This is a genomic window from Pseudomonas sp. HS6 (assembly GCF_023375815.1).
In the GTDB taxonomy this organism is placed as follows: domain Bacteria; phylum Pseudomonadota; class Gammaproteobacteria; order Pseudomonadales; family Pseudomonadaceae; genus Aquipseudomonas.
This window is the reverse complement of record NZ_CP067412.1, coordinates 4,757,968-4,784,322: the sequence shown is the minus strand read 5'-3', so window position 1 is coordinate 4,784,322 and position 26,355 is coordinate 4,757,968. Positions and strand designations below refer to the sequence as shown.

26 protein-coding genes are annotated in these 26,355 nt (G+C 59.6%); 18 read left to right on the top strand and 8 right to left on the bottom strand.

Features of this window, described 5'->3' with window-relative positions; genetic code table 11:
- Positions 1 to 10: 10 nt before the first annotated feature.
- From msrP to JJN09_RS21615, 3 genes are all read left to right on the top strand, one after another.
- Positions 11 to 1,024 carry a protein-methionine-sulfoxide reductase catalytic subunit MsrP gene (msrP, locus tag JJN09_RS21625; protein ID WP_249483672.1) on the top strand — a complete coding sequence of 338 codons (1,014 nt, stop codon included), beginning with the start codon at positions 11 to 13 and terminating at the stop codon, positions 1,022 to 1,024.
- Entirely contained in the window at positions 1,024 to 1,647 is a 624-nt protein-coding gene (gene msrQ, locus JJN09_RS21620) for a protein-methionine-sulfoxide reductase heme-binding subunit MsrQ (protein WP_249483663.1), read from the top strand. The genes msrP and msrQ overlap by 1 nt, the downstream gene beginning before the upstream one ends.
- 68 nt (positions 1,648 to 1,715) lie before the next feature.
- Complete coding sequence (locus JJN09_RS21615) at positions 1,716 to 1,895, top strand: hypothetical protein (protein ID WP_249483661.1); 180 nt, start codon at positions 1,716 to 1,718, stop codon at positions 1,893 to 1,895.
- A 224-nt stretch (positions 1,896 to 2,119) separates the two neighbouring features.
- Here the strand turns inward: JJN09_RS21615 and JJN09_RS21610 are convergent, their stop codons facing one another.
- Positions 2,120 to 4,531 (bottom strand): penicillin acylase family protein, encoded by a 2,412-nt coding sequence (locus JJN09_RS21610; protein WP_249483659.1) that lies wholly within the window; start codon positions 4,529 to 4,531, stop codon positions 2,120 to 2,122.
- Between the two features lie 253 nt (positions 4,532 to 4,784).
- Between JJN09_RS21610 and JJN09_RS21605 the strand changes: the two genes are divergently transcribed.
- Genes JJN09_RS21605 through JJN09_RS21595 form a run of 3 tightly spaced genes read left to right on the top strand, consistent with a single transcriptional unit; the run spans position 4,785 to position 7,753 of the window.
- A complete protein-coding gene (locus JJN09_RS21605) occupies positions 4,785 to 7,172 on the top strand; it encodes an S-type pyocin domain-containing protein (RefSeq protein ID WP_249483657.1) in 2,388 nt (795 codons plus the stop codon).
- Positions 7,156 to 7,428 (top strand): bacteriocin immunity protein, encoded by a 273-nt coding sequence (locus JJN09_RS21600; protein ID WP_368388969.1) that lies wholly within the window; start codon positions 7,156 to 7,158, stop codon positions 7,426 to 7,428. Before JJN09_RS21605 ends, JJN09_RS21600 begins: the two co-directional genes overlap by 17 nt.
- 28 nt (positions 7,429 to 7,456) lie before the next feature.
- Complete coding sequence (locus tag JJN09_RS21595) at positions 7,457 to 7,753, top strand: bacteriocin immunity protein (protein WP_368388968.1); 297 nt, start codon at positions 7,457 to 7,459, stop codon at positions 7,751 to 7,753.
- Between the two features lie 21 nt (positions 7,754 to 7,774).
- Here the strand turns inward: JJN09_RS21595 and JJN09_RS21590 are convergent, their stop codons facing one another.
- Positions 7,775 to 8,350, bottom strand: coding sequence for a DUF6436 domain-containing protein (locus JJN09_RS21590; protein WP_249483653.1), 576 nt, complete (start codon positions 8,348 to 8,350; stop codon positions 7,775 to 7,777).
- 359 nt (positions 8,351 to 8,709) lie between these two features.
- On the opposite strand from JJN09_RS21590, the gene JJN09_RS21585 reads away from it, so the two are divergent.
- On the top strand, positions 8,710 to 9,660 hold the full coding sequence (locus JJN09_RS21585) for an alpha/beta hydrolase (RefSeq protein WP_249483651.1): 951 nt from the start codon (positions 8,710 to 8,712) through the stop codon (positions 9,658 to 9,660).
- Position 9,661: 1 nt separating this feature from the next.
- Here the strand turns inward: JJN09_RS21585 and JJN09_RS21580 are convergent, their stop codons facing one another.
- On the bottom strand, positions 9,662 to 10,414 hold the full coding sequence (locus JJN09_RS21580) for a DUF2059 domain-containing protein (RefSeq protein ID WP_249483650.1): 753 nt from the start codon (positions 10,412 to 10,414) through the stop codon (positions 9,662 to 9,664).
- A 108-nt stretch (positions 10,415 to 10,522) separates the two neighbouring features.
- Here JJN09_RS21580 and JJN09_RS21575 point away from each other — a divergent pair, with 108 nt between their 5' ends.
- Positions 10,523 to 11,155, top strand: coding sequence for a 2OG-Fe(II) oxygenase (locus JJN09_RS21575; RefSeq protein ID WP_249483648.1), 633 nt, complete (start codon positions 10,523 to 10,525; stop codon positions 11,153 to 11,155).
- Position 11,156: 1 nt separating this feature from the next.
- Positions 11,157 to 11,642 (top strand): DUF523 domain-containing protein, encoded by a 486-nt coding sequence (locus JJN09_RS21570; RefSeq protein ID WP_249483647.1) that lies wholly within the window; start codon positions 11,157 to 11,159, stop codon positions 11,640 to 11,642.
- A 194-nt stretch (positions 11,643 to 11,836) separates the two neighbouring features.
- On the opposite strand, the gene JJN09_RS21565 is transcribed toward JJN09_RS21570, so the two are convergent.
- Positions 11,837 to 12,400, bottom strand: a complete 564-nt coding sequence (locus tag JJN09_RS21565) for a transporter substrate-binding domain-containing protein (RefSeq protein ID WP_249483645.1) — start codon at positions 12,398 to 12,400, stop codon at positions 11,837 to 11,839.
- Positions 12,401 to 12,534: 134 nt separating this feature from the next.
- On the opposite strand from JJN09_RS21565, the gene JJN09_RS21560 reads away from it, so the two are divergent.
- Positions 12,535 to 12,960, top strand: coding sequence for a DUF4399 domain-containing protein (locus JJN09_RS21560; RefSeq protein ID WP_249483643.1), 426 nt, complete (start codon positions 12,535 to 12,537; stop codon positions 12,958 to 12,960).
- A 63-nt stretch (positions 12,961 to 13,023) separates the two neighbouring features.
- Here the strand turns inward: JJN09_RS21560 and serA are convergent, their stop codons facing one another.
- Positions 13,024 to 14,253: a phosphoglycerate dehydrogenase gene (serA, locus tag JJN09_RS21555; RefSeq protein WP_169432351.1), complete on the bottom strand. Its 1,230-nt coding sequence runs from the start codon at positions 14,251 to 14,253 to the stop codon at positions 13,024 to 13,026.
- A 204-nt stretch (positions 14,254 to 14,457) separates the two neighbouring features.
- Here serA and JJN09_RS21550 point away from each other — a divergent pair, with 204 nt between their 5' ends.
- From JJN09_RS21550 to JJN09_RS21535, 4 genes are all read left to right on the top strand, one after another.
- Complete coding sequence (locus JJN09_RS21550; RefSeq protein WP_249483641.1) at positions 14,458 to 15,852, top strand: FAD-binding oxidoreductase; 1,395 nt, start codon at positions 14,458 to 14,460, stop codon at positions 15,850 to 15,852.
- Between the two features lie 40 nt (positions 15,853 to 15,892).
- On the top strand, positions 15,893 to 16,558 hold the full coding sequence (locus tag JJN09_RS21545) for a fumarylacetoacetate hydrolase family protein (RefSeq protein WP_249483639.1): 666 nt from the start codon (positions 15,893 to 15,895) through the stop codon (positions 16,556 to 16,558).
- Between the two features lie 264 nt (positions 16,559 to 16,822).
- Positions 16,823 to 17,746 carry an SdiA-regulated domain-containing protein gene (locus JJN09_RS21540; RefSeq protein WP_249483637.1) on the top strand — a complete coding sequence of 308 codons (924 nt, stop codon included), beginning with the start codon at positions 16,823 to 16,825 and terminating at the stop codon, positions 17,744 to 17,746.
- 106 nt (positions 17,747 to 17,852) lie between these two features.
- Positions 17,853 to 18,770 carry an SdiA-regulated domain-containing protein gene (locus JJN09_RS21535; RefSeq protein WP_249483635.1) on the top strand — a complete coding sequence of 306 codons (918 nt, stop codon included), beginning with the start codon at positions 17,853 to 17,855 and terminating at the stop codon, positions 18,768 to 18,770.
- Between the two features lie 146 nt (positions 18,771 to 18,916).
- Here the strand turns inward: JJN09_RS21535 and rpiA are convergent, their stop codons facing one another.
- Positions 18,917 to 19,591 (bottom strand): ribose-5-phosphate isomerase RpiA, encoded by a 675-nt coding sequence (gene rpiA, locus JJN09_RS21530; protein WP_249483633.1) that lies wholly within the window; start codon positions 19,589 to 19,591, stop codon positions 18,917 to 18,919.
- 146 nt (positions 19,592 to 19,737) lie between these two features.
- On the opposite strand from rpiA, the gene ilvA reads away from it, so the two are divergent.
- Complete coding sequence (gene ilvA, locus JJN09_RS21525) at positions 19,738 to 21,252, top strand: threonine ammonia-lyase, biosynthetic (protein WP_249483631.1); 1,515 nt, start codon at positions 19,738 to 19,740, stop codon at positions 21,250 to 21,252.
- Positions 21,253 to 21,291: 39 nt separating this feature from the next.
- Positions 21,292 to 21,717, top strand: a complete 426-nt coding sequence (locus JJN09_RS21520; RefSeq protein ID WP_249483628.1) for a DUF2269 domain-containing protein — start codon at positions 21,292 to 21,294, stop codon at positions 21,715 to 21,717.
- A 118-nt stretch (positions 21,718 to 21,835) separates the two neighbouring features.
- On the opposite strand, the gene JJN09_RS21515 is transcribed toward JJN09_RS21520, so the two are convergent.
- Positions 21,836 to 22,492, bottom strand: coding sequence for an HAD family phosphatase (locus JJN09_RS21515; RefSeq protein ID WP_249483623.1), 657 nt, complete (start codon positions 22,490 to 22,492; stop codon positions 21,836 to 21,838).
- A gap of 143 nt (positions 22,493 to 22,635) precedes the next feature.
- On the opposite strand from JJN09_RS21515, the gene JJN09_RS21510 reads away from it, so the two are divergent.
- Together JJN09_RS21510 and ptsP are read left to right on the top strand one after the other, a co-directional pair.
- Positions 22,636 to 23,115, top strand: coding sequence for an RNA pyrophosphohydrolase (locus JJN09_RS21510; protein ID WP_003229203.1), 480 nt, complete (start codon positions 22,636 to 22,638; stop codon positions 23,113 to 23,115).
- 22 nt (positions 23,116 to 23,137) lie between these two features.
- Entirely contained in the window at positions 23,138 to 25,417 is a 2,280-nt protein-coding gene (gene ptsP / locus JJN09_RS21505) for a phosphoenolpyruvate--protein phosphotransferase (protein WP_249483622.1), read from the top strand.
- A gap of 124 nt (positions 25,418 to 25,541) precedes the next feature.
- Here the strand turns inward: ptsP and JJN09_RS21500 are convergent, their stop codons facing one another.
- Complete coding sequence (locus JJN09_RS21500) at positions 25,542 to 26,288, bottom strand: NRDE family protein (RefSeq protein ID WP_249483620.1); 747 nt, start codon at positions 26,286 to 26,288, stop codon at positions 25,542 to 25,544.
- Positions 26,289 to 26,355: the final 67 nt, after the last annotated feature.

Genomic DNA, 26,355 nt, shown 5'->3' with positions numbered 1-26,355 from the left:
CGGAGTTGTCATGCTGATCAAAATCCCCAAAGCGTCCGACTGCCATGAGTCGGACGTCACGCCTGAATCCATTTATCTCTCTCGCCGGCAATTGCTCGGAGCAACTGCGGCTGGCTTGGCCGTGAGCACTCTGCCGCGTTGGGCCAGTGCCGAAGAGGCCGCCCGTTATGCCGATGTCGAGTCTGGCAATGCGCCCGCCTGGTTTACCGAGAAGCAGCCTTTTATTAAATGGGGCGCCGTGAACGTCAAGGATGAGGCGATCACGCCCTATAAGGACGCGACCCACTACAACAACTTCTATGAGTTCGGTACCGACAAGGGTGACCCGGCAGCCAATGCCGGATCACTTAAGACCGAACCCTGGAGTGTGGTAGTGGACGGGGAGGTGGGGAAGCCAGGGCGCTATGCACTGGAAGACTTCATGAAGCCTTATCAGTTGGAGGAGCGCATCTATCGTCTGCGTTGTGTCGAGGCGTGGTCGATGGTCATCCCTTGGATCGGTTTTCCCATTTCGGCGCTGCTCAAGCAGGTCGAACCAACGTCCAACGCCAAGTACATCCGTTTTGAAACCTTGCAGGATCCCAAGAGCATGCCCGGACAGCGGTCGGGATTTGCCCTGATCGACTGGCCTTATGTAGAAGGCTTGCGTCTGGATGAGGCGATGAATCCATTGGCGATCCTGGCGGTGGGCATGTATGGCCGTGAATTGCCGAATCAGAACGGTGCGCCATTGCGTCTCGTCGTGCCCTGGAAGTATGGCTTCAAGAGTGTGAAGTCCATCGTGCGAATCAGTCTGGTCAGTGAGCAGCCCAAGACCACCTGGCAAAGCATTGCGGCCGATGAGTACGGGTTCTATGCGAACGTGAACCCGACGGTTGATCACCCTCGCTGGACTCAGGCTCGGGAACGACGTCTTCCTAATAGTCTGTTCAAGCCGAATGTGCGTGATACGCAGATGTTCAACGGCTACTCCGATGAAGTCGCTTCTTTATATACAGGGCTCGATCTGCGGAAGAATTACTGATGCGATATCCGTTCTGGCGTGTGGGCGTTTTCATTGCGGCGGCTATCTGGCCGTTGTGGTGGTTCTATCAGGCCTTTGAGGATCTGCTCGGGCCGGATCCCGGAAAAGTCCTGGTTGATCGACTTGGGCTCGGGACGCTGGTGTTGCTACTGATCACGTTGAGCATGACGCCGCTGCAGAAGCTTACGGGGTGGGCAGGGTGGATCGCTGTTCGCCGGCAGTTGGGGCTCTGGTGTTTTGCGTATGTGGTTTTGCATTTATGCAGCTATATGGCATTCATCCTTGGATTTGATTGGTCGCAACTGGGAGTGGAGTTGCGCAAGCGTCCCTACATTATTGTAGGGACGCTAGGATTCCTGGGGTTGCTGGCACTGGCGGTGACGTCCAACCGATATAGTCAGCGTCGTATGGGCGCGCGCTGGATGAAGTTGCACCGGCTGGCGTATGTGATTCTTGGGTTGGGATTGCTGCATATGTTGTGGATTGTGCGCGCCGATCTAAAGGAGTGGGCGGTCTATGCCTCTATAGGTGGTCTGCTTCTTGTGCTGCGACTGCCGCCGGTAACCCGCCGAATCCCGCGGTTGCTGGGTAAAAGGCAGGTTTTGCAAGAAAAGCGAAATTAAGAGTTGACGGCAGATTCTGGAGGCCTATAATTCGCCCCACTTCCGGCGCAGTCGAAACGGAAAACTCCTTGAAACTCAATGAGTTACGCAGTTTTCGACAGCGACTTGCTTCAGGTCATCGAAGCCTGGAAGGAGTTGAAAATGCCGGTTTATCTGGTGCTTTCAACGGTTCGATCTTCTCGATCGAAAGCGGAGAAAAAGAGGTGTTGACAGCAGCGTGTAACGCTGTAGAATTCGCCTCCCGCTAACGAGAGATCGGAAGCGCAAGTGGTTGAAGTTGTTGAAGAATTCTTCGAAAACTTCTGAAAATAATCACTTGACAGCAAATGAGGCTGCTGTAGAATGCGCGCCTCGGTTGAGACGAAAGATCTTAACCAACCGCTCTTTAACAACTGAATCAAGCAATTCGTGTGGGTGCTTGTGGAGTCAGACTGATAGTCAGAAAGATTATCAGCATCACAAGTTGCAGCTTTTAAGGCGCAGCCCGCTTTGGAAGCAGTTTCAGCGTACTCCGCGTATTCGCCGTCACCTCTTCCTCACTGAAATGCGCCTGCACATACATTCCGTCCACATACGCCTCCGCCTGATCGTCATAGTGGCTGTCGAACGGCACGCCGCTCTGGCCGACCGGGTTGATCGTCAGGCTGTGAGCAGGATCAGCGAAGTCCACCAGCCGTCGCGTCGACGGACCGTAGGTCACCGGCCACGGCGCCGGGCCGATCTTCGCCGAGAGGTTGTTCGGTACTTCATGGGAGCCCGGTGCGGCAAACGTGCCTACGTTGAAAATCCGATCCAGCGGCTTCTGCTGACCCAACGGATGACCATGAGTCAGGGTGTGCGCCTTGCCCCATTGCCAGCCGGAAGCATCGTCGCCGAGGGTCTGTTTCAGGTGCGCCATGCTCGCCTGCCACGCGGTGCGCACGGTGTCGGCGCGGGTCTCCTTGCCCGGAGTGTTGCGGTTGTCCCACCACGGTGAGTCGGCGTTTGCGGCCAGTCGCGGCAGCGCTGCATCGAGCACGCGGGTCGACAGCAGGGTCTCGAACATGTCGTTGCCCAGTTCATCGCGCATCGCCGCGTCAGCCAGGTCATAGAGGAACTGGTTGAACACCGTCGCGTTGACCGAATCCAGTGGATAGTCGCCTTGCCACTGTGCCAGTTGCTCGACCAGTTTCAGTTGCGCCGGATCACTTACCACTTCTCGCAACACAGGCAGCAGAGGTGCCAGCACGCGAGGGCCGTAACCGGTGGTGGTGCCCAGTTGCAGCTTCTGATTGGCCTCGTTGTCCCACTTCACATTCTTGTCGGCGAGCTGGCGGTTGAGTTGCTGGCCACGGTCGGCGAGGTTGTAGTAACCGGGAATCTCCATGCCGGTCGGCGACACGGGCTGGAAGTTGGCCGAGACGATATAACCCCTCGCCGGGTTCTCTTCCTGCGGGTTGGCGCTGAACGGGAAGAAGCCGTCCTTGTCCGCCTGATTGCCGCTGCCATCGAGGATGAACTCGGGTTTGACCCCGGTCGGACGCTTGGGCAGCAGCGCCGAGGCCCACCAGGCGATATCGCCCTTGGCGTTGGCGTAGACAATGTTCAGCCCCGGTGCCTGCACCTTGGCGGCAGCGGCGCGGGCCTTGGCCAGGGTGTCGGCGCGGTTGAGCTGGTAGAAGCCTTCGAGGATCGGGTTCGGTGTTTCGAGGAACGCCCACCACATCGCAATCGGGGTTTTCCCGGCGGCGCTGCCGAGAGCGTCATTGACGATCGGGCCGTGGGGCGACTGGCGCAGGGTGATGGTCACCGGCGCCTGGCCTTTCACCGCAATCTGCTGCTCGGTGCTGACCATGTCGGTCCACTGGCCGTGATACCAGACCTGGTTCGGATTGTCTGGATTGACCTTCTCGGCGATCAGGTCCAGGTCATCGTTCTGGAACATGGTCAGGCTCCAGCCGAAATCCAGGTTGTGCCCCAGAAACGCAAACGGCACCAGCGCCTGATGATGGCCGTAGAGTTCAAAACCCGGCGCCGACAACTGCGCTTCGTACCACACCGACGGCACCGAGAAGCGGATGTGTGGATCGCCGGCCAGTAATGCCTTGCCGCCCTTGCTGCGGCTGCCGGCAATCACCCAGGCGTTGCTGCCTTCGAACTGCGGCAGGCCGTTGTCGATCAGTGCCTGTTCGCTGAGGCGGGCGAGGGCATTCAGGTCTTTCCAGTCTTCGGCAGCGAGTGCCGGTGCGCTGTTGGCGCGGCCCTTGGCAAGCACGCCTTTGGGCTGCCAGTCGAGATCGAACACGTTCAGGTAATCGGCGCCGAGCTGATCGCGCACGTAGGTCAGCAACGGTTCGGTGCGAAACGCGGCGGCGAAGCTGTAGGCCATGTAGCCGGCGACGCTGATGCTGTCCTCGGCGATGAACGGCCGCTTGGGGATGCCCAGCACGTCGAATTCGACAGGGGCGGCGTGCGAGTCCTGATATTGATTGATGCCGTCCAGATAGGCTTGCAGGGCCTTCCACGCCGGTGACTGTTTGTCGAGGCTGGCCACGTAAGTGGCGGCGCGCTCGCGGATGCGCAGGCTGCGGAACAGTTTGTCGGTGTCGAGCAGTTTCGGCCCGAGCACTTCGGCCAGTTCGCCCTGGGCCAGACGGCGCATGGCTTCCATCTGGAACAGCCGGTCCTGGGCGTGCACATAGCCGAGGGCACGATAGAGGTCGGCCTCGTTTTCGGCGCGGATGTGCGGCACACCGCGCTCGTCATAACGCACGGTCACCGAGCCTTGCAGGTTGCGCAACTCCACCTGGCCCTGACGCGTCGGTTGTTTGCTGTAGAGGTAGCCGCCGACCCCGACGGCGGGAATGACGATCAGCAACGCAAGTACGGTCAGGCCTTTTTTCATAAAAATCTGCTCCCTGTCGTTCTATTTATATGAAGGCATTGATGGTGCTGATCTAGTTGAAGATGGCAACCAGGATTTCATAACACAGTATTTCCTGAATAGGAAGTTTCCTTCAGGTTTTCGGGAAGTGCACTACAAGTTTGTTATTGCGGTGTTTAACGGCGTGGCCCTATAAAAGGCCTCGAGAAAAAGCAGAGGGCGAAAACGAAGTTAGCGAATTCAATACATGGAATAACTGACATGGAGAAGTCGTATGAGTGATATTGAAAATTATCTTGGGCCTCACAGGCAGACCGGGCCGGGTAAATATGAACTGGCGCCAATACCCATCAAGGGGGTGAAGCCAGTTCGATTGGGACAGGGTGGGTTTTTCTCGGGAAGCTGGGGGTTGAATGAAGGGCCGCATAGAGGCACCGGTCAAGGTTCCGGCAAACTCGATCCGTTAACCCCATTCATTTGGGATGACTTGATGCATGAGCAGCAGAATGCTCAGGCACATATTGATCTCGAGTACGCTGGAATATTCAGCAATATAGGAGCGACTTCAAACAATGAAGTTGAACAGGCCCGGCAAGCCGCCGGCGCAGGGCTTTCTCCAGAGCGGAAAGTAAAGGCCGATCAGGAAATAACCATTCAGGTTATTCATGCGAAGTTGTTGGAGTATCGGGCCCACACCGAGGGCGCTTATTCGTTATATGGCCATAATCCGTTTTTTCTGATGAAGGATTTGTCCTTCAGGAAAATACGGGAAAGTCTGACGTTGCCCGTGCCGGACGTATCCATCGCTTATGCCGCCATCGACAGGGCCTATCGCTCGGCAATGGAGCTGCGGCGACTTTCCTGGGTGATGGCCATCATCGCCAATCAACTTCCGGAGTTGGCCACAAGAAGAGCCCAGGTTGAGGCCGCAACTCAAACCACCAGGGACGCCCAGCAGATTCTTTCTGCCGAAAGGCTATCCGTGGTCAATCTGGAAACGAATATCCGTTTGCATTTCCTGCCGGGCTTTCTCGTTGAAAGAATGGCCGCCATTGCGGGATCAACCGGAGGCAGTCTCTCTCAAACGCTCACGAACTATAAATTTGCAGCGGACAACATCAGCGCCGCAGAGCAGGCAGCTGTCCGGCCCTATGCAATCGCCAACCCGGCGATCAACTTCCCATTGAGCAAGCCTGAGCTCGAGGCGCTGAAGAATCTGGTGGACTTGCAGGCCACTACGGATCTGGGCAAGCGCTGGCAGGACTATCACGCATCGCTTCTGCACTCGGAAAGTGCCCGGCACATGGCGGCGGCTGCGGACGCTTTTGCCGGTCTGATCGCCCGCGCCCAAGAGGCGGAGCGTCTGCAGGAACAGATACGCATTGCCAAGGAACAGGAAGCTCGGCATTTGCAGGAGCAGGCGCGTATTGCCGCGGAGGCTGAGGCCCGGCGTGTTGCCGAGGAGCAGGCACGTATACGGGAGGAGGCGCGAGTCGCCGCAGAAGCAGAGGCCAGGCGCCTTGCCGAAGAGCAAGCGCGTATAGCGGCAGAGGCGCTGCGTTCCGCCCATACCTTCCGCGCCCCGGGTGCCACTTCTGCGGCAGGACCGCTGTTCATGACTTCGGCGGGAGTCCTGGCGGTTGCCGAGGCCGCTTCGGTCAGTCTGCAAGCGGCGGTTCGCAGCGCCATCACGGCTCTGGGCAGTCTGGCGGCCAGCGTCGGGGCGGGCGCGGTGGTCGGCGTTTCCGCGTTGGTCTACTCCTCGAAACTGGGTAACGGCGAACTGCCGGACCGTTATGCGTTCAGTACGCCGCTGTCGGATCTCGCGCCAGAATTTGCGCCAGATCTGTACGCCATCGCGGCGGCTGGCGGGACGGTTGATCTGCCTTACCGTGTCAGTTCAAAGACCGACGCGAACGGGCAGTCAGAGGTTTTTGTCGTCAAGACTGATGGGCGGAGTATTCCGTCGGCCACCAAGGTGGTGGCGGCTGCTTACGACGCCGAACGCAACGTCTACACCGCGACTACCGCCGACGTTCCGCCACGCACCCTGACGTGGACGCCGATCGTCAATCCGGGAAACAGCTCGACGACCTCACCGGCGGGGCAGCCGGATGTGCCTGCCTATACTGGGGCGACGGTAGTCCCGGTCGAGGGACGCCTCGATTCGTTCCCGGCCGTTTTAGAAGCCGGATTCGATGACTATGTCCTGGTGTTCCCGCAGGACTCCGGGCTGCCGCCGAACTACACGATGTTTCGGGATCGGCGGGAGGATCCGGGTGTCGCGTCAGGTGTTGGGCAGGTGGTATCGGGCAACTGGCTCGGGAGCGCATCGCAGGGCGAAGGCGCACCGGTGCCGGCGCAGATTGCCGATCAGTTGCGAGGGCGGGAGTTCAGGAATTTTCGGGCGTTTCGGGAGGCGTTTTGGAAGGCGGTGGCTGGGGATCCGGAGTTGGCGGCTCAGTTTAAAAAGCAGAGTCTGTCTGCGATGGAAAAAGGAAAGTCCCCCTATGCACCTGAAAAAGAGTGGGCGGGCGAAGCGGGAAAGTTTGAGCTTCATCACAAAATATATATATCGAATGATGGCAGTGTGTACGGTTTAGAAAATATCAGTGTTGTTACGCCAAAGCGCCACAAAGATATTCATGGCAGGGGGTGGTGAGATGAGAGTTAGGTCGATTTCTGATTATACAGAGCAAGAGTTTTTAGAGTTTGTGATTTCAGTCTGTGACAGCGACGCACGCACGGAGGAGGATGACGTGAAAATGGTTTTGGAATTTAGACGTTTAACAGAGCATCCAGATGGGGCGGATCTGATTTATTATCCTAGAGACGATAGAGAGGACAGTCCTTCAGGGATTGTTGAAGAAGTAAAAAAATGGCGGGCGGCTAATGGTAAGCCGGGTTTTAAGAAATAGTGAGTTTTAGTTCAGTTCGTGCTCTTGCATGTTTAGTGCAAGGGCACTCTTTGATTTGGGTGGTGAGATGAAAGGTAGGTTGATCTCTAGTTTTACTGAGAAAGATTTTTTACTGTTCGTCAGAGGTATATATGAGTCATCCTATTCGACTGAGAGGGAGCAAATTGAAGCCGTTTTTGAGTTTGAGAATTTAACAGAACATCCGGATGGGTCCGATCTGATCTACTATCCAAAGGACGGTAGGGAAGATTGCCCTGAAGCGATTGTGAAAGAAGTTAAGGCGTGGCGGGCGGCCAACGGCAAGCCTGGTTTCAAAGTAGTTTAGTTTTGGAGTGTGGCGAAACTCTCACTCTCCACTCACCCACGGGCAATAACACCCAACCGCCAACGTATGAGTCGCATTCACCGGACGATCATCACTCAACGCTTGCAGGATCGGTTCGATAAAACTGTTGCTGGAGTTGCAGGTCAGCCCTTCGCTGTAGGGGCCGAAGTACGCCAGTTTGCCGCTGCGGTCCCAGATCGCCACGGCCGGGCTGGCGGGGATCTGTTCGGAACCGGGCAGGACCGTGATGGTTTTCAACTGGCTGAGCGTGGCAGGCAACTGGCCGTGGCTGCCAGTCTTCTGCACGGCAAAGAACTCCACACCCTTGGGACCGAACTGTTCGACCATCTCGGTCAGGTGCTGCTGATTGCCGACGTTGCACGGGCAGGCCGGGTCCCAGAAGTGCACGAGGCGGATATTGCCGGGGCCGGCGAGATTGTCGGGCAGTCGCAGCGGATCGCCGGAAAACACCGCAGTGTGTTCGCTGAAGGCCCGCAGGTAGCGGCCCTGAAACCAGTCGTACGCGGCCCACAGCACGCCGGCACACACGATGGTGAGCAGGCTGGCGAACAACGCGGTGCGGTAGGGCGAACGCATGTTTTCGATCCTCGAAGGCTGGGGGCGCTCTCGACTGATTTCCCCGCCGCGCTGGGTCTGCTGTTGTGCAGGGCAAGACGCGAGAAGCGCGGTTTGGTTGTTCCAAATAAGCTTCGAGCAACGCAGCCCTGCACAACAGCAGGCCCGGCCCTTCGGGTTGTGCCTTAAAGCGAGCCAGCCTGCGTTGCAGGCCTTGGAAAGGGAACAACCATTCCCAGCGGCCTGCGCCTTGCCTGGCTCGCTTTAAGGCGACAACGCGGTGGGGAAATCAGTCGAGAGCGCCCCCAAGCTTGCCATGCTTGCTTCTACAGATGAATATCGCAGGCCGATAAAGTCCGTTTACCGTTTTGGAATTGCCCATGTCTGCTGCCTTCAATCCCGATCATCTGCGTGCGAGCCTCAAGCCGTTGGCCGAGTGGCAGCCGTTGTCCGAGGAGGCGAAGGCGTATCAGCGGTTTTACAAGACCGACTTCCCGGAACGCGATGTCTGGCGCGGCATGGGTCGGTTCGACGTCGATGGATATGAACTGGTCAGCCATTGCTGGTGGCCGGCGGAAACAGCCAAGGCCACGCTGTTTCTGGTGCATGGTTTTTATGACCACACCGGCCTGTACCGGCATGTGATCGAGTGGGCGCTGGATCAGGGCTTCGCGGTGATTGCCTGCGATCTGCCGGGGCATGGGTTGTCCAGCGGCGAGCGGGCGAGCATCCGCGACTTCTCTGAATATCAGGACGCGCTGCAAGGCCTGTTCGCCGAGGCGCGCTCGATTGCGCTGCCGCAGCCGTGGCACTTGTGCGGGCAAAGCACCGGCGGGGCGATCATTGTCGATCACGTGCTCAACCATGGCGAAAACAGCCCGGCGCAAGGTCAGTTGATCCTGCTGGCGCCGCTGGTGCGGCCGCGTGCCTGGGGCTGGTCGCAGTTCAGTTATTACCTGCTCAGACCTTTTGTCAGGGGCATCGCCCGACGTTTCAGCGAGAACTCCAACGACCCGGATTTCCTGCCGTTCCTGCAGGCCGATCCTTTGCAGCCAAAACGCTTGCCGACCGCGTGGGTCGGGGCGTTGTCACGCTGGATCAAACGTGTGGAATACGCGAAGAAAAGTCCGCGCCGGCCGCTGATCATTCAGGGGCAGGCGGACATGACGGTGGATTGGCCGCACAACCTGCAAGTGCTGAAGTGGAAGTTCGACCGGCCGCAGATTCTGCTGCTGGCGGAGGCGCGGCATCACCTGGCCAACGAGACGGCGGAAATGCGCGAGGAATATTTCGAATTCTTGAACAAGCGGATCAAGGGCCGCAATCCCTAGTTCACTGATTGAGGTTCGAAGTACTTTGCCCCACGGCCAACCCGGCGCGGATCGCCGCCAGCGCTGCCTGATAGTAGGCTTTGCCTTCGGTGGACTCGGCAAAGGTCGCGAACTCTTCCAGTTCTTCATCCGACAAATCGCGATAGACGTACAGCAGCGTGTTGTTCAGTTCGGTACCGATCTGATCCATCAGCCGTTGGCGCTGACCATTGAGCATGCTCTGGGCCTGACCGCCGCCGAGCAGGCCGGGGATCATCGAGCTCAGGCTGTCCGCCGCCACGCCGGCAATCGCCAGGCTGACCTCGGCACCGGCTTCACGGGCGGGCAGGGCCTGGGCGAGGTGGCCGATGATCAGCAGGCGACTGTCGCTGGCCGGCATCTTCGGCAGGCCCTTGGCGTTTTTCGCCAATTGATCGCGACGGGTCGCCAGCAGTTCGGCGGCAACGATCTTCTTGCCCAGCGGTGACTGAAAGAACGACAGGGCCGGTTTTGGATCGGCGAGGTTTTTGCGCAGTTGTGCTTCGGCTCGTTGATCCACGGCCTGAGGGGCGAAGCGCTGATTGCTGTTATTCACCAGCGCCTGAAACACCGCCGGCGGCAGGCTGTTCTGGTAACGCTGTTGCGCGGCGTTCAGGGCGTCATTGAAATGCGCGCGTTGGTCCGGCCAGCCGGCGACCTTGTACAACTGGTCATGGCCGTCTGCCCAGGCGGGCAAAACGCAGAACATCAACAGTGAAAAAAGCAAACGGCGCATAGGGACTCCTGTCAGCAGCGGACTATTCTCCGTGCGGTGCCAGTACTTGTCGAGAATTCGTATCAAGCCGCCGCGTGGCTCTGTCGCAATTCCCGGCGCAGGCATACTATGCGCGCCATGCAAATATCCTCTGAACACCCGCTGCTGTTACGTATCGTCGACGACCTGGCCGAGCGTGGCTGGTCGCAGCAGAACATTTTCCTGCCTGCGGATCTGACTCGCGCGCTAGCCGCCGAGTGCCGTAAACGTGATGCCGAAGGTGAACTGGCGCCGGCGGGCGTTGGACGCGGGCCGTTTTCGGAGGTCCGCGAGGGCATTCGCGGCGACCATATCCAATGGATCGATCCCGGTCAGGCCGAGGCCAGCGACCGTTATCTGAACCTGATGGACAGCCTGCGCGAGGCGCTCAATCGCGGACTGTTCCTCGGTCTGGAAGACTTCGAATGCCATTTCGCCCTGTACCCGCCGGGTGCGTTTTATCGCAAGCATGTCGACCGATTTCGCGACGATGACCGGCGCATGGTCTCGGCGGTGATCTACCTCAATGACGGCTGGCTGCCGGAGGATGGCGGGCAGTTGCGCATGTACCTGGAGAATGATCGCGTCCATGACGTGCAACCTACCGGCGGTTGTCTGGTGGTGTTTCTCTCCGGTGAAGTGCCCCACGAAGTGTTGCCGGCCCATCGCGAGCGGCTGTCGCTGACAGGCTGGTTCCGTCGCCGTGGCAACGAGCCGTTCTGAGATGCAGAAGATCCTCGTGAGTCGCTGCCTGCTGGGCCATCGCGTGCGTTACGACGGTGGCGCAAGCGGGCCGTTCGATCTGCTGGAACAGTGGATTGCCGAAGGGCGTGTCGTGCCGCTGTGCCCGGAAGTGGCCGGTGGTTTGCCGACGCCTCGGGCAGCGGCGGAGATTCCGGGCGGGCAGGGCAGTGAAGTGCTGGATGGCCTTGCGGCGGTGCTTACTACCGAGGGCGAGGACGTCAGTGCGCAGTTTCTCGACGGCGCGCGGCAGGCGCTGGAACTGGTGCAGAAACACGGGATTCGTGTGGCGGTGCTCAAGGCCAACAGTCCATCGTGCGGGAATCTGCTGACGTATGACGGGACGTTCAGTGGGGTGAAGGTGAGTGGTGAGGGGGTTGCTGCGGCGTTGCTGAAGCGCCATGGTGTGCAGGTTTTCAGTGAGCTTGAGTTGGCTGAGGCGGCGGTGGCTTTGGGCGCTTTGGGTTGATCCAGGATCCTTTCCCTCACCCCAGCCCTCTCCCGGAGGGAGAGGGGGCCGACCGAGCGGTCTGACGTTATACATCGACCTGAAAAAAACAGTCGATTATGGATTCGGCAGAGCAGCATCAGGTCGGCGGATCTCTAAAGCATCCTCCAATCAGTCCCCTCTCCCCCCGGGAGAGGGCTAGGGTGAGGGGGCTTTCAAGGTTTCAACCACTTCTGCGACAACGCCTCCAGCCGCCCATCCGCCTTGATCCGCTGCAACGCATTCTCAAGACTCGCGTGAAACGCCGGGTTGCCCTTCTGAAATGGAATCGCCAGATCCACCGGCGGCCCGACCTTCGGTTTTTCCTCAGCCAATGTCTGTACCAGCACCAATGGACGAGGCTGCTTATCCTTTTTTGCCAGCAACTGCGCATTGACCTGCGTGTAAGGCTCGCTGAAGTCGAAACGATCCTTGAGTTCCGGGGTCAGTGCTATGTGGTTGAGCGCGACGTCGTACTTGCCGCTTTCGACGCCCTGGAGCAGATCGGCTTCGTCGGTGACGATGAAATCGGCGCGAACATCCAGCTCGTTGGCCAGCAGTTGCCCCAGCTCGACCTCGAACCCCGTGAGTGTGTCGCCGTCCTTGAAATTGAAGGGCGGTGTATTAGCCTCAAGGGCAATGCGCAACTCGCCACGGTCGTAGACGTCGTCAATCAGTTCGGCATGAGCCAGCGGGCTCAGAAGGGGTAGCAGGCAGATCAGGCCAGGCAGAAAGCGCATGGTCACTCCTTTGAAATCATTGTCGCGGCCTGCTGTTCAGGCTCGCTTTGCTATGGTTGTCGAGTGCCTTCGACAACGAATGGTCATGAAGTTGTCATGACCGCGCGGATTTTACGGAAAAACTGGAGAAGAGAATGAAAACATTCATGTCACGCGCCGCTTTGGCAGGGCTTCTGTTAAGTGCTTCGATGATGGCCAGCGCCGCTACACCGGCACCGGCGGGTGCTTCAGTGAGTATCGTCGAACCGAGCAGCGGTGCCGTTGTGGACAAGACATTCAAGGTCAAGTTTGAAGTCAAAGGCATTGCCCTGGCACCGGCCGGCGACCCGACCGCGAACACCGGGCACCATCACCTGCTGGTCGATGCCAAGGAAATTGTCCCGGCGGGCAGCGTGATCCCGACCGATACCAACCACATCCACTTCGGCAAGGCCCAGACCGAAACCGAGCTGACCTTGACGCCAGGCAAGCACACCTTGCAGCTGGAGCTGGGCGACAAGGGCCACATGGCCTTCGATCCGCCAATCGTTTCGGAAAAGATCACCGTGACGGTGAAATGACTTTTCCGCCGGCATGAAAAAGGGAGCCCCGAGGGGCTCCCTTTTTTGTCGCTCAGCGTTTGATCAGAACAGCACGCGGCTACGGATGGTGCCGTTGACGTGTTGCAGCTTCTCTTGCGCCAGCTCCGAGTACTCGGCGTCGACGTCGATCACCACGTAGCCGACCTTCTCGTTGGTCTGCAGGAACTGACCGGAGATGTTGATGCCGTTTTCGGCGAAGACCTTGTTGATCTCGCTCATCACACCCGGGATGTTCTCGTGGATGTGCAGCAGGCGGTGCTTGCCAGGGTGAGCCGGCAGGGCCACTTCCGGGAAGTTCACGGACGATACCGAGGTACCGTTGTCGCTGTACTTGACCAGTTTCTCTGCCACTTCCAGACCGATGTTGGCTTGCGCTTCAGCGGTGGAACCGCCGATGTGCGGGGTCAGGATCACGTTGTCCAGGCCACGCAGCGGGCTTTCGAACTCTTCATCGTTGGAACGCGGCTCGACCGGGAACACGTCGATGGCGGCGCCGATCAGGTGCTTGTCCTTGATCGCTGCAGCCAAGTGATCCAGCTCGACCACGGTGCCGCGTGCCGCGTTGATCAGGATGCCGCCCTTCTTGATGGCGCGGATTTCCTTCTCGCCGATCATCCACTGGGTCGCAGCAGTTTCCGGAACGTGCAGGGTGACGATGTCGGACATGCCCAGCAGCTCGTGCAGGTTTCCGACCTGGGTCGCGTTGCCCAGTGGCAGCTTGGTCACGGTGTCGTAGAAGAACACCTGCATCCCTAAGCCTTCAGCCAGGACCGACAGCTGAGTACCGATCGAGCCGTAGCCGACGATGCCCAGTTTCTTGCCGCGGATCTCGAAGGAGTTGGCCGCCGACTTGATCCAGCCACCACGGTGGCAGGAAGCGTTTTTCTCAGGGATGCCGCGCAGCAGCAGGATCGCTTCGGCCAGCACCAGCTCGGCAACGGATCGGGTGTTGGAGTACGGCGCGTTGAAAACGGCGATGCCGCGCTCGCGGGCAGCACTCAGATCAACCTGGTTGGTGCCGATGCAGAAACAGCCGACTGCCACCAGCTTCTTCGCGTGATCGAAGATCTCTTCGGTCAGTTGGGTGCGCGAACGAATGCCGATGAAGTGAGCGTCAGCGATCTTTTCCTTGAGCTGGTCTTCCGGCAGGGAGCCAGTCAGGTATTCGATGCTGGTGTAGCCCGCCGCCTTGAGGACGTCGACAGCCGATTGGTGGACGCCTTCGAGAAGAAGGAACTTGATCTTGCTCTTATCGAGAGAAGTCTTGCTCATCTGCGTAAACCTGTATCCCGGAGAAAAATGGCAGGAAATGGTCAACAGACGCTGACCCGGACGACAAGAAAGCCGTCACCGCAGAACCGCCGTTGGGCACTGGCCTGCGGGGTCGGTATGCTAGCATAGCCGCCCCGCTAATCACTCATTCCTGCGACGTGAAGCGTTCTCAGGATGACCATGAATTGTTCGAGAGTTCCGTCGATGACCAATCCTGCCCTGATTGATGAACTGAAGACCCTGGTCGAGCCTGGCAAGGTCCTGACCGATGCCGACTCCCTGAACGCATACGGCAAGGATTGGACCAAGCACTTCGCCCCGGCGCCCAGCGCCATTGTGTTCCCCAAGACCATCGAGCAGGTGCAGGCCATCGTCCGCTGGGCCAACGAACACAAAGTGGCGCTGGTGCCGTCGGGCGGCCGCACCGGACTTTCCGCCGCTGCCGTAGCCGCCAATGGCGAAGTGGTCGTGTCGTTCGACTACATGAACCAGATTCTCGACATCAACCTCACTGACCGTACCGCCGTTTGTCAGCCGGGTGTGGTCACCGAGCAATTGCAGAACGCGGCCGAAGAACATGATTTGTACTACCCGGTGGACTTCGCGTCGGCCGGTTCCAGCCAGATTGGCGGCAATATCGGCACCAATGCCGGCGGGATCAAGGTCATTCGCTACGGCATGACCCGCAACTGGGTGGCGGGCATGAAAGTCGTCACCGGCAAGGGCGACGTGCTGGAACTCAACAAGGATCTGATCAAAAACGCCACCGGTTATGACCTGCGGCAGCTGTTCATCGGCGCCGAAGGCACCCTCGGTTTTGTGGTCGAAGCCACCATGCGCCTGGATCGTGCACCGAAAAACCTGACCGCGATGGTCCTCGGCACCGCCGATTTCGATTCGATCATGCCGGTGCTGCACGCCTTTCAGGGCAAGCTCGACCTGACCGCGTTCGAATTCTTCTCCGACAAGGCCCTGGCCAAGGTCATGGGCCGTGGCGATGTCCCGGCACCGTTCGAAACCGACTGCCCGTTCTATGCCTTGCTGGAATTCGAAGCGACCACCGAGGAAGTGGCCAACAGCGCCCTGGAAACCTTCGAGCATTGCGTGGAGCAGGGCTGGGTGCTGGACGGCGTGATGAGCCAGAGTGAAACCCAGTTGCAGAACCTGTGGAAGTTGCGCGAGTACATCTCCGAAACCATCTCCCACTGGACGCCATACAAGAACGATATCTCGGTCACCGTCTCGAAAGTGCCGGCGTTCCTGCGGGAAATCGACGCGATCGTCGGCAAACATTATCCAGACTTCGAAATCGTCTGGTTCGGCCACATCGGCGACGGCAACCTGCACCTGAACATCCTCAAGCCGGACAACCTGAGCAAGGACGAGTTTTTCGCCAAGTGCGCCACCGTCAACAAGTGGGTGTTCGAAACCGTCGAGAAGTACAACGGTTCGATTTCCGCCGAGCACGGCGTGGGCATGACCAAGCGCGACTACTTGACCTACAGCCGCTCGCCGGTCGAAATCGAATACATGAAAGCGGTCAAAGCAGTGTTCGATCCGAACGGCATCATGAACCCGGGCAAGATCTTCGCGGTTTGATTGGCAATCCCTGATGAATCAATGAAGGCAGGAGTCGGTAATGAGCTATCAGCACCAGTATGTCGACGGTACGCGGATTCATTTTCCGCTGGGGAAAGTGGTGTGCATCGGCCGCAACTACGCCGAACACGCCAAGGAACTGGACAATCCGGTGCCTACCGAGCCGTTGCTGTTCATCAAGCCGGGCAGTTGCGTGGTGCCGCTGGAAGGCGGTTTCAGCATTCCGACCGAGCGTGGCTCCGTGCATTACGAAGCGGAAATCGCCGTGTTGATCGGCAAGCCGCTGTCGACCAAACCCAGCCGTGAAGAAGTGCTGGACGCGATCTCCGGTTTCGCCCCGGCGCTGGACCTGACCCTGCGCGACAAGCAGGCCGAGCTCAAGTCCAAGGGCCTGCCGTGGGAAATCGCCAAGTCGTTCGACGGCGCGGCGGTGATTGCACCGTTCGTGGTCGGCAGCACCTTTGCCGACCTCACCGACATCGGCATCCGCCTGACCATCAATGGCGAAGTGCGCCAGGACGGCAACAGCAGCGCGATGCTCAACCCGATCGTGCCGATGATCCAGCACATGGCCGGCTGCTTCTCGCTGCAGGCCGGTGACGTGATCCTGACCGGTACGCCGGTGGGCGTGGGTCCGCTGAACGTCGGCGATGACATCGTGCTGGAACTGCCGGGCGCCAGTCGCTTCATCAGCAGCGTTCGCTGACTGCAACACTGCAAAACCCTGTGGGAACCAGCCTGCTGGCGATGACGGAATGTCAGTTGATGTTTGATTCGACTGATACACCGCAATCGCCAGCAGGCTGGCTCCCACATTTGTTTTTGTGTCGCAGCCCGCAAAGGCATAAGGCAATCCGGCCATTTGCCGTTTTTTTCACATCTTGTCCGGATAATTCCGGTCATTCTGGCGTCTGAGCCGGCCTCTTTGTGCTATTACCCTTAGCCTGAATTTTTCGGAACGCGTCCTCTGATGTCATCTCAAACTCAGCTCAATACACCTCGCCGTTCACGTTTCGCCCTGCGCTGGTATTACTGGCTGTTGCTGGTAGTCGCCGCCGGTTACGGCCTGGCGTATGCGATGCATTGGGATGACAGGGGCCTGCTATGGGTGCGCGAGCGCTTCGAAAGCCCGGCTGAACGCACGGCGAGTGTCTGGTTGCCGGACTATCGGGTGGTGATCGACGCCAAGCTGTTGCCGGGCATGGAAAAGGACGAGGCGTCGGATCTGTCTTATGACCCGCAGACCAAGACCCTGTTTTCGGTCATGGGCAAGAACCCGTTTCTGGTCGAGCTGACCTTGCAGGGCGACGTGCTGCGCAAGATGCCGCTGGTGGGCTGGATCAACCCGGAAGGCGTGACCGTCATGGGCAATGGCTTGCTGGCCATTGTCGATGAGCGTGAACATATGCTGTCGATCGTCAAGGTCGATGCCAATACTCGCGAGCTGAAGCGCGACGATTTCCCGAAATATGACCTCGGCCCCTCGAAGAACCAGAACAAGGCCTTCGAAGCTATCACCTGGGACGCGCGCAATCAGCGACTGTTGCTGGGCGAAGAGCGCCCGCCGGCGCTGTTCACCTGGAAAAGCGACGGCAGCCAGACCCTCACCGGCGACAAGCAAAAACTGCCGAGCAACGAGTTGGACATTCGCAACCTCTCGGCCCTGGCCATTGATCCTCGTACCGGCCACACACTCGTACTGTCTGCCGACTCGCACCTGTTGCTGGAGCTGGACGAGAAGGGCGATCAGGTCAGTTTCATGACCCTGCTGGGCGGTTTCAATGGCCTGAAGCAGACCATTCCCCGCGCCGAAGGCGTGACCATGGACGAGGCGGGCACGCTGTACATGGTCAGCGAGCCGAACCTGTTCTACCGCTTCGAAAAACAGAAATAATCCGCCTGCCGCAGCAAGGTTGTCGTCCGGGGCAAGTGGCCATTAAGCTTCGATTCAGACAGGCGTGATATTTCATCCGCCTGTTTTGATCCCGAGCCCAGCCCGAATGCGTCGACTTGCCCGTCCCAAACCCTTTCTGATCATCCTGTCGGTGATTGCCTTGATCGCGTTGATTGCGATCGGCCAATACCTGCGCCTGTTCGAGCGTGCCTGGTTCAATCTGCATACCCTTTGGCAGCCACAGAGCACGGAGTCCATCGGTCTGGATCAATATCGGGTGGACATCGAATCGCGGGTCATCGAAGGGTTGAACGATGACGTCTCCGCGCTGACCTACGACCCGGTGCGCAAAAGCCTGTTCACCGTTACCAACAAGAATGCCGAGCTGATCGAGCTGTCGCTGGAAGGCCGGATTCTGCGGCGTGTTGCGTTGATCGGTTTCGGCGATCCAGAGGCGGTGGAATTCATCAGTGCCGACACTTACGTGATTACCGACGAACGTCAGCAACGTCTGATCAAGATTCATCTGGAGCACGACACCACGTTCCTCGACGCAGCGGACGCGGAGCAGATGACGCTCGGCGTGCACATGAGCGGCAACAAGGGTTTCGAAGGTCTGGCCTATGACTCGGTGGGCAAGCGCCTGTTCGTGGCCAAGGAGCGCGATCCGATGCTGATCTACGAAGTGCACGGCTTTCCGCACTTCAACCCGGAAAAGTCCTACGCAGTACATGTGATCAACAACCCCAAACGCGACGCCGGGATGTTCGTGCGTGACCTGTCGAGCCTGCAATACGACGAGCGCAGCGGCCATTTGCTGGCGCTGTCGGATGAGTCGCGGCTGATTCTGGAACTGGATGTGGACGGGCGCCCGTTGAGCACCCTTTCCCTGATCAAGGGTCGGCAGGGCTTGCGGAAAACCGTGCCGCAGGCGGAGGGTATAGCGATGGATGATGACGGGACGTTGTATCTGGTGAGTGAGCCGAATCTGTTTTACGTTTTCAAGAAACCTGCGCAAAACTGATTTGCACCACAAAGCACTGTGGGAGCGAGCTTGCTCGCGATGAGGGAGGGTCAGCCGCCAAACATGTCGGCTGACATACCGCTATCGCTGGCAAGCCAGCTCCCACAGTTTTTTCATCTGCCCACAAAAATGTGGGCAGTTTCGGCTTACTCAGCCTTCAGGGTCTTCACACCTTCACTCGTGCCCAACAACAGCAGATCCGCCGGACGCGCCGCGAACAAACCGTTGGTGACCACGCCGACGATCGCGTTGATCTGCGCTTCCAGCTCCACCGGGTTGGTGATCTGCAGGTTGAACACGTCGAGGATGATGTTGCCGTTGTCGGTCAGCACGCCTTCACGGTAGACCGGGTCGCCGCCCAGTTTCACCAGTTGGCGGGCAACGTGGCTGCGAGCCATCGGGATCACTTCCACCGGCAGCGGGAACGCGCCGAGTACTGGCACCAGTTTGCTGCCGTCGGCGATGCAGATGAAGGTCTTGGCCACGGCCGCGACGATCTTCTCGCGGGTCAGGGCTGCGCCGCCGCCCTTGATCAGGTTCAGGTGCGCGTCGCTTTCGTCGGCGCCGTCGATGTAAAACTCCAGATCGCTGACCGTGTTCAGTTCGTACACCGGAATCCCGTGGCCCTTGAGGCGCGCGGCAGTGGCTTCAGAACTGGCGACCGCGCCATCGAACGCGCCCTTGTGCTGGGCCAGGGCATCGATGAAGCAGTTGGCGGTGGAGCCGGTGCCGACCCCGACGATGCTCTTGTCGTCGAGTTTCGGAAGGATGAAGTCGACGGCGGCCTGGGCCACGGCCTGTTTGAGTTGATCCTGGGTCATGCGGGCTCCGGAAGCGGGCAAGGTAAGAACGGAAAGGCCGGCATTATAGCCTCAAGCCGGGTTAAAACCTCTGGATTCGTGTGGTCGTCCGGCCGAAAGCCGGGTTAGACTCGTTGGTCCCGCTCAATCGCCAGTGATGCTTTCCGATGCTCGAACAGTACGTCAAAAAGATCCTCACCTCGCGCGTTTATGACGTTGCCGTAGAAACCCCGCTGCAGAACGCTCGCCAGCTCTCCGAGCGGCTGGGCAACGACATCTGGCTCAAGCGCGAAGACTTGCAGCCGGTGTTCTCGTTCAAGATTCGCGGCGCCTACAACAAGCTGACCCAGTTGAGCGACGAAGAACGCGCCCGTGGCGTGGTCACCGCGTCGGCGGGCAACCATGCGCAGGGCCTGGCCCTGGCGGCGAAAGTGCTGGGCGTGAAGGCAACCATCGTGATGCCCAAGACCACCCCGGAGATCAAAGTTGAAGGCGTGCGCTCGCGCGGCGGCAAGGTGGTGCTGCACGGGGATTCGTTCCCGGAAGCCCTGGCCTACTCGCTGAAACTGGTCGATGAAAAAGGCTACGTCTACATCCACCCGTACGACGATCCGCACACCATTGCCGGGCAGGGCACCGTGGCGATGGAGATTCTGCGCCAGCACCCGCAGCCACTGGACGCGATCTTCGTACCGGTGGGCGGCGGCGGTCTGATCGCCGGCATCGCGGCGTACGTGAAATACCTGCGGCCGGACATCAAGGTCATCGGCGTCGAGCCCGACGACTCCAACTGCCTGCAAGCGGCGATGGCGGCGGGCGAGCGCGTCGTGCTGCCGACCGTGGGCATCTTCGCTGACGGCGTGGCGGTGGCGCAGATCGGCCAGCACACGTTCGATATCTGCAAGGATTACGTCGATGAAGTGATCACCGTTAGCACCGACGAAATCTGTGCGGCGATCAAGGACATCTACGACGACACCCGTTCGATCACCGAACCGGCCGGCGCCCTGGGCGTGGCCGGGATCAAGAAGTACGTCGAGCAGCGCGGCGTCAGCGGTCAGACCTTCGTCGCCATCGACTCCGGGGCCAACGTCAACTTCGACCGCTTGCGCCACGTCGCCGAGCGCGCCGAGCTGGGTGAGGGTCGTGAAGCGATCATCGCCGTGACCATCCCGGAGAAGGCCGGCAGCTTCAAGGCGTTCTGCGAAGCCATCGGCAAGCGCCAGATCACCGAATTCAACTATCGCTACAACACCGGCAGCGAAGCGCACATCTTTGTCGGCGTACAGACCCACCCGGAAAACGACCCGCGCAGCGCGCTGCTTGCGAGCCTGACCGAGCAGGGCTTCCCGGTACTCGACCTGACCGACAACGAACTGGCCAAGTTGCACATTCGCCACATGGTCGGCGGGCGTGCGGCGCAGGTGGTCGATGAAGTGGTGCTGCGCTTCGAGTTCCCGGAGCGTCCGGGCGCGTTGTTCAACTTCCTCAACAAGCTCGGCGGGCGCTGGAACATCTCGATGTTCCACTACCGCAACCACGGTGCGGCCGATGGCCGTGTGGTTGCCGGTCTGCAAGTGCCTCACGAAGAGCGTCATCTGGTTCCCGCAGCGCTGGCGGAAATCGGCTACCCCTACTGGGACGAAAGCGACAACCCGGCCTATCAGCTGTTTCTTGGCTGAGCGGCTACGCTGATGGGCAGGCCATAAGGAAATCGGACAATGGAAACGTTAACTGCCCTGAAAACGGCGCACATGGTCGCCACCGTGGTTCTGCTGACGGGTGCGCTGGGGCTGGGCGTCTGGGTGTTTCTCGCTCGGCGCAAGGGTGATGCGACGGCGGGCAGCCGCACCTTGCAGCGGCCAAGGCTGTTTGTCTGGCTGCTGATGGGTCTGGCACTGCTGAGCATGCCGTTCACGGGGTGGTGGATGGTGCATCTGGTGGGCTGGCCGTTGGGGCAGACGTGGATTCTGGCCTCCAGCGTGCTGTACACCGTGGCGGCGCTGGCGTGGTTCTGGCTGCTGGTGCGCTTGAACCGCTTGCGCAAGGCGCCGGGCGGCGTCGGCAGGTTCAGCTTTGCCCTGGCGCTGTTCAGTTTTGTCTGCTTTGTCGCGATTGCCGGGTTGATGGGCGCCAAGCCGGTTTAGGGTTCGGGACCGAGTAGACCCTAATCGCGAGCAAGCTCGCTCCCACAGGGAATTGTGTACGACACAGATCCCATGTGGGAGCGGGCTTGCTCCGGGCGGCGTTCCGACGAAGGCGTAGTCAGTCGCGCAGACTGATCACCTGCCAGCCACGTTTCTCGGCTTCGGCCCGAAGATTCGGATCCGGATCGACGGCTACTGCGTTTGCTACCTGCTCCAGCAGCGGCAGATCATTCATCGAATCGCTGTAGAAGTAGCTGTCCTCCAGCGAATGCCCGGTCTCTTCCAGCCAGCGGTTCAGGCGCGTCACTTTGCCTTCACGGAAGCACGGCACGTCGGTGCTGCGCCCGGTGTAGCGGCCATCCTGCATCTCGCACTCGGTGGCGATCAGGGTTTCAACGCCCAGGCGCACGGCAATCGGTGCGGTGACGAAACGGTTGGTGGCGGTGATGATCACCAGTTTGTCGCCGGCGTCGCGGTGCTTTTTCAGCAGCTCGACCGCTTTTGGCAACATCAGCGGCTCAATGCAGTCGCGCATGAAGTCGCTGTGCCATTGCTCGAGCACGGCCATGTCGGTGCGGCCGAGAATTTCCAAGCAGAAGTTCAGGTACGCGGCGTTATCCAGTTTGCCCGCCAGGTAGTCCTGATAGAACTCGTCATTGCGTGCCTTGTAAGCGATCGGGTCGAGGAAGCCGCGTTCACACAGATAATCGCCCCAAGCGTGATCGCTGTCGCCGCCCAGAAGGGTGTTGTCCAAATCGAATAAAGCCAGGCGCATTGCAGTTACCCGCTGAAAAGTCAGTAAAAAGGCCACAAGAATACGGTCTTTTCACAAGAGTGCACATAAGGTAGGAAGCTTCATTGCTGCCTTCACAATCTTTGTGGAACAATGCGGCGACATGCGTTTGCGAGGTTGTTGCCGTGATCGACCCCGATGGTTTCCGTCCTAATGTCGGGATCATTCTGACGAATGACGCCGGACAGGTGCTATGGGCTCGCCGTATCAATCAAGATGCCTGGCAGTTTCCACAGGGGGGGATCAATCCCGAGGAGACGCCGGAAGACGCCTTGTACCGCGAGTTGAACGAAGAAGTAGGCCTGGAACGCGAGGATGTTGAAATTCTCGCCTGTACCCGGGGCTGGTTGCGCTATCGTTTGCCGCAACGTCTGGTGCGAACCCACAGCCAACCGCTGTGCATCGGCCAGAAACAGAAGTGGTTTCTCCTGCGCCTGATCTCCAACGAGCAGCGGGTGCGGATGGATTTGACCGGTAAACCGGAGTTCGATGGCTGGCGCTGGGTCAGCTATTGGTATCCGTTGGGCCAGGTGGTGACATTCAAGCGCGAGGTGTATCGCCGCGCTCTCAAAGAGCTTGCCCCGCGCCTTTTAGCGCGCGACTGACGACGGAGTTCGACCCCGAGCCATGCTCAATACGCTGCGCAAGATCGTCCAGGAAGTTAACTCCGCCAAGGATCTCAAGGCGGCGTTGGGGATTATTGTGTTGCGCGTCAAAGAGGCCATGGGCAGCCAGGTCTGCTCGGTCTACTTGCTTGATCCTGAGACCAACCGCTTCGTCCTGATGGCCACCGAGGGCTTGAACAAGCGCTCGATCGGCAAGGTCAGCATGGCACCCAACGAAGGTCTGGTCGGCTTGGTCGGCACGCGTGAAGAACCCCTGAACCTCGAAAACGCCGCGGATCACCCGCGTTACCGCTACTTCGCCGAAACCGGCGAGGAGCGCTACGCCTCGTTCCTCGGGGCGCCGATCATTCACCACCGCCGCGTCGTCGGCGTGTTGGTCATCCAGCAGAAAGAACGCCGCCAGTTCGATGAAGGTGAAGAAGCCTTCCTCGTGACCATGAGCGCGCAGCTCGCCGGCGTAATTGCTCATGCCGAGGCCACCGGTTCGATCCGTGGCCTGGGCCGTCAGGGCAAGGGCATCCAGGAAGCCAAGTTCGTCGGCGTGCCGGGTTCGCCGGGTGCGGCGGTCGGTACGGCGGTGGTCATGTTGCCGCCGGCGGATCTGGACGTGGTGCCGGACAAATCTGTCGACGACATCGATGCCGAAATACAATTGTTCAAGAAGGCGCTTGAAGGCGTGCGCGCCGACATGCGCAACCTGTCGACCAAACTGGCCACCCAGTTGCGCCCCGAAGAGCGCGCGTTGTTCGACGTGTACCAGATGATGCTTGACGACGCGTCCCTCGGGAACGAAGTCAAAACCGTGATCAAGACCGGTCAGTGGGCCCAAGGCGCGCTGCGTCAGGTGGTCACTGATCACGTCAACCGTTTCGAATTGATGGACGATGAATACCTGCGTGAGCGGGCGTCGGATGTACGTGACCTCGGTCGACGTCTGCTGGCCTACCTGCAGGAAGACCGCACTACCAACATGGTTTTCCCCGACAATACCATCCTGGTCAGTGAAGAGCTGACCGCCACCCAGCTCGGTGAAGTGCCGGAAGGCAAGTTGATGGGGTTGGTCTCGGTACTGGGTTCGGGTAACTCCCACGTCGCGATCCTGGCCCGGGCCATGGGTATCCCGACGGTGATGGGTGTCGTCGACTTGCCGTACGCCAAGGTCGATGGCATCCCGATGATCGTCGACGGGATCAAGGGCGAAATCTATACCAACCCAAGCGAAGTGCTGATCAAGCAATTCGCCGACGTGGTGGAAGAAGAGAAACAACTGGCGCTGGGCCTCGATACCCTGCGCGACCTGCCCTGCGTGACCCTCGATGGCCACCGCATGCCGCTGTGGGTCAACACCGGTCTGCTGGCGGACGTGGCGCGGGCGCAGAAGCGTGGCGCCGAAGGCGTCGGCCTGTACCGCACCGAAGTGCCGTTCATGATCAACCAGCGCTTCCCGAGCGAGAAGGAACAACTGGCGATCTACCGCGAGCAGCTCGCCGCGTTCCATCCGCAACCGGTGACCATGCGCAGCCTGGACATTGGCGGCGACAAATCGCTGTCGTACTTCCCGATCAAGGAAGACAACCCGTTCCTCGGCTGGCGCGGGATTCGCGTTACCCTCGACCACCCGGAAATCTTCCTGGTGCAGACCCGCGCGATGCTCAAGGCCAGCGAAGGCCTGAACAACCTGCGAATCCTGTTGCCGATGATCTCCGGCATCCACGAGCTCGAAGAGGCGCTGCACCTGATCCATCGTGCCTGGGGCGAAGTGCGCGACGAAGGCACCGACGTGCCGATGCCGCCGGTGGGGGTGATGATCGAAATTCCTGCGGCGGTCTACCAGACCAAGGAACTGGCGCGGATGGTGGACTTCCTGTCGGTCGGCTCCAACGACCTGACCCAGTACCTGCTGGCCGTGGACCGCAACAACCCACGGGTGGCCGATCTCTACGACTACCTGCACCCGGCGGTGCTGCAAGCCCTGCAAACCGTGGTGCGTGATGCCCACGCCGAAGGCAAGCCGGTGAGCATCTGCGGCGAGATGGCCGGTGACCCGGCGGCGGCGGTGCTGTTGATGGCGATGGGCTTCGACAGCCTGTCGATGAACGCCACCAACCTGCCGAAGGTGAAATGGATGTTGCGCCAGATCAATCTGAGCAAGGCCAAGGATCTGCTGGCGGAACTGATGACCATCGACAACCCGCAGGTTATCCACAGCTCGTTGCAATTGGCGTTGAAGAGCCTTGGGTTGGCGAAGATGGTCAATCCGGCGGCTGCCAAACCTCTCTGAAATCCTGAGGGCCTAATCGCTGGCAAGCCAGCTCCCACAGTTTCTTCTGGTGTTCACAAGATGTGTGTCCACCGAGCATCCTGTGGGAGCTGGCTTGCCAGCGATGGCGCCCGTATAGCAACGCCTAAATCAGAATCTCCACTTCCCCCAGATGCCCGCCATACGGCCCAAAACTCCGCTCAACCATTCGCCGCGTCCCATCCGCCTGCACAATCAACGCCGTACTCGCCCGCGTCCCATAACTCTGGCTGGCAATAAATACACTCGACAGCAACGACTCGGTCGCCAGCCCCACGCCAGTGTCCGGCAGTTCGGCGAACGGCGCCGTCTGCGCATCGCCCAACAATGCCAACAACCGCTCGGGCTGCGGATCATCCAGCACCGCACTCAATGCCGCCTTGGCCTTGAGCAGTTTCGGCCACGGTGTATCCAGCCCGGCGTTTGAAAGTCCATAAATGCCCGGCTGCAACATCACCGGTTCCGAAGACCGGGCGTTGAAATGCCACAGCTCGTTGGCATTGCCCAGCAGCAGATTGAACCCGGCATATTCCGGCGAACGGGCGACAACGTCGGACAAATAGTCATCGATCGACAGGCTTCCGGTCAGAAACCCCGCCACCAGCTCGCCCCGAGAACGACGGGCCGGCGGTTGATGCGGATCGCGAATGTTGGTCAACGCGGCAAAACGTCCGTTGGCGCCGAGGCCGAGCCAGGTGCCTCCGGCCTCAAGATCCCGTCCGGCGTGGACGTGCGGTGCTTCCGGCCACTGGGCCAGCGGCAGGCTGGGCCGGGCGTAGAATTCGTCACGGTTGGCCGCGACGATCAGCGGCTGGGCATGCCCCGGCCGCCAGGCGAAAACGATCAGGCACATAAGGTGGTCCTTGTGTGTTTTTTGCCCACTCTACGCAGACATCGTCCGTGCATCCATCGCCAGTGGA

Excerpts from the sequence above, each read along its gene's own strand:
- msrP (WP_249483672.1), top strand. The coding sequence starts at position 11 with ATGCTGATCAAAATCCCCAAAGCGTCCGACTGCCATGAGTCGGACGTC.
- JJN09_RS21520 (WP_249483628.1), top strand. The coding sequence starts at position 21,292 with ATGGAAACGTTAACTGCCCTGAAAACGGCGCACATGGTCGCCACCGTG.
- JJN09_RS21600 (WP_368388969.1), top strand. The coding sequence starts at position 7,156 with ATGGCAGGGGGTGGTGAGATGAGAGTTAGGTCGATTTCTGATTATACA.
- JJN09_RS21515 (WP_249483623.1), bottom strand. The coding sequence starts at position 22,492 with ATGCGCCTGGCTTTATTCGATTTGGACAACACCCTTCTGGGCGGCGAC.
- JJN09_RS21590 (WP_249483653.1), bottom strand. The coding sequence starts at position 8,350 with ATGCGTTCGCCCTACCGCACCGCGTTGTTCGCCAGCCTGCTCACCATC.
- JJN09_RS21595 (WP_368388968.1), top strand. The coding sequence starts at position 7,457 with ATGTTTAGTGCAAGGGCACTCTTTGATTTGGGTGGTGAGATGAAAGGT.
- JJN09_RS21605 (WP_249483657.1), top strand. The coding sequence starts at position 4,785 with ATGAGTGATATTGAAAATTATCTTGGGCCTCACAGGCAGACCGGGCCG.
- JJN09_RS21570 (WP_249483647.1), top strand. The coding sequence starts at position 11,157 with ATGCAGAAGATCCTCGTGAGTCGCTGCCTGCTGGGCCATCGCGTGCGT.
- JJN09_RS21535 (WP_249483635.1), top strand. The coding sequence starts at position 17,853 with ATGCGTCGACTTGCCCGTCCCAAACCCTTTCTGATCATCCTGTCGGTG.
- serA (WP_169432351.1), bottom strand. The coding sequence starts at position 14,253 with ATGAGCAAGACTTCTCTCGATAAGAGCAAGATCAAGTTCCTTCTTCTC.
- JJN09_RS21565 (WP_249483645.1), bottom strand. The coding sequence starts at position 12,400 with ATGCGCTTTCTGCCTGGCCTGATCTGCCTGCTACCCCTTCTGAGCCCG.
- JJN09_RS21560 (WP_249483643.1), top strand. The coding sequence starts at position 12,535 with ATGAAAACATTCATGTCACGCGCCGCTTTGGCAGGGCTTCTGTTAAGT.
- JJN09_RS21550 (WP_249483641.1), top strand. The coding sequence starts at position 14,458 with ATGACCAATCCTGCCCTGATTGATGAACTGAAGACCCTGGTCGAGCCT.
- JJN09_RS21545 (WP_249483639.1), top strand. The coding sequence starts at position 15,893 with ATGAGCTATCAGCACCAGTATGTCGACGGTACGCGGATTCATTTTCCG.
- JJN09_RS21575 (WP_249483648.1), top strand. The coding sequence starts at position 10,523 with ATGCGCGCCATGCAAATATCCTCTGAACACCCGCTGCTGTTACGTATC.
- ptsP (WP_249483622.1), top strand. The coding sequence starts at position 23,138 with ATGCTCAATACGCTGCGCAAGATCGTCCAGGAAGTTAACTCCGCCAAG.
- JJN09_RS21580 (WP_249483650.1), bottom strand. The coding sequence starts at position 10,414 with ATGCGCCGTTTGCTTTTTTCACTGTTGATGTTCTGCGTTTTGCCCGCC.
- rpiA (WP_249483633.1), bottom strand. The coding sequence starts at position 19,591 with ATGACCCAGGATCAACTCAAACAGGCCGTGGCCCAGGCCGCCGTCGAC.
- msrQ (WP_249483663.1), top strand. The coding sequence starts at position 1,024 with ATGCGATATCCGTTCTGGCGTGTGGGCGTTTTCATTGCGGCGGCTATC.
- JJN09_RS21540 (WP_249483637.1), top strand. The coding sequence starts at position 16,823 with ATGTCATCTCAAACTCAGCTCAATACACCTCGCCGTTCACGTTTCGCC.
- JJN09_RS21610 (WP_249483659.1), bottom strand. The coding sequence starts at position 4,531 with ATGAAAAAAGGCCTGACCGTACTTGCGTTGCTGATCGTCATTCCCGCC.
- JJN09_RS21500 (WP_249483620.1), bottom strand. The coding sequence starts at position 26,288 with ATGTGCCTGATCGTTTTCGCCTGGCGGCCGGGGCATGCCCAGCCGCTG.
- ilvA (WP_249483631.1), top strand. The coding sequence starts at position 19,738 with ATGCTCGAACAGTACGTCAAAAAGATCCTCACCTCGCGCGTTTATGAC.
- JJN09_RS21585 (WP_249483651.1), top strand. The coding sequence starts at position 8,710 with ATGTCTGCTGCCTTCAATCCCGATCATCTGCGTGCGAGCCTCAAGCCG.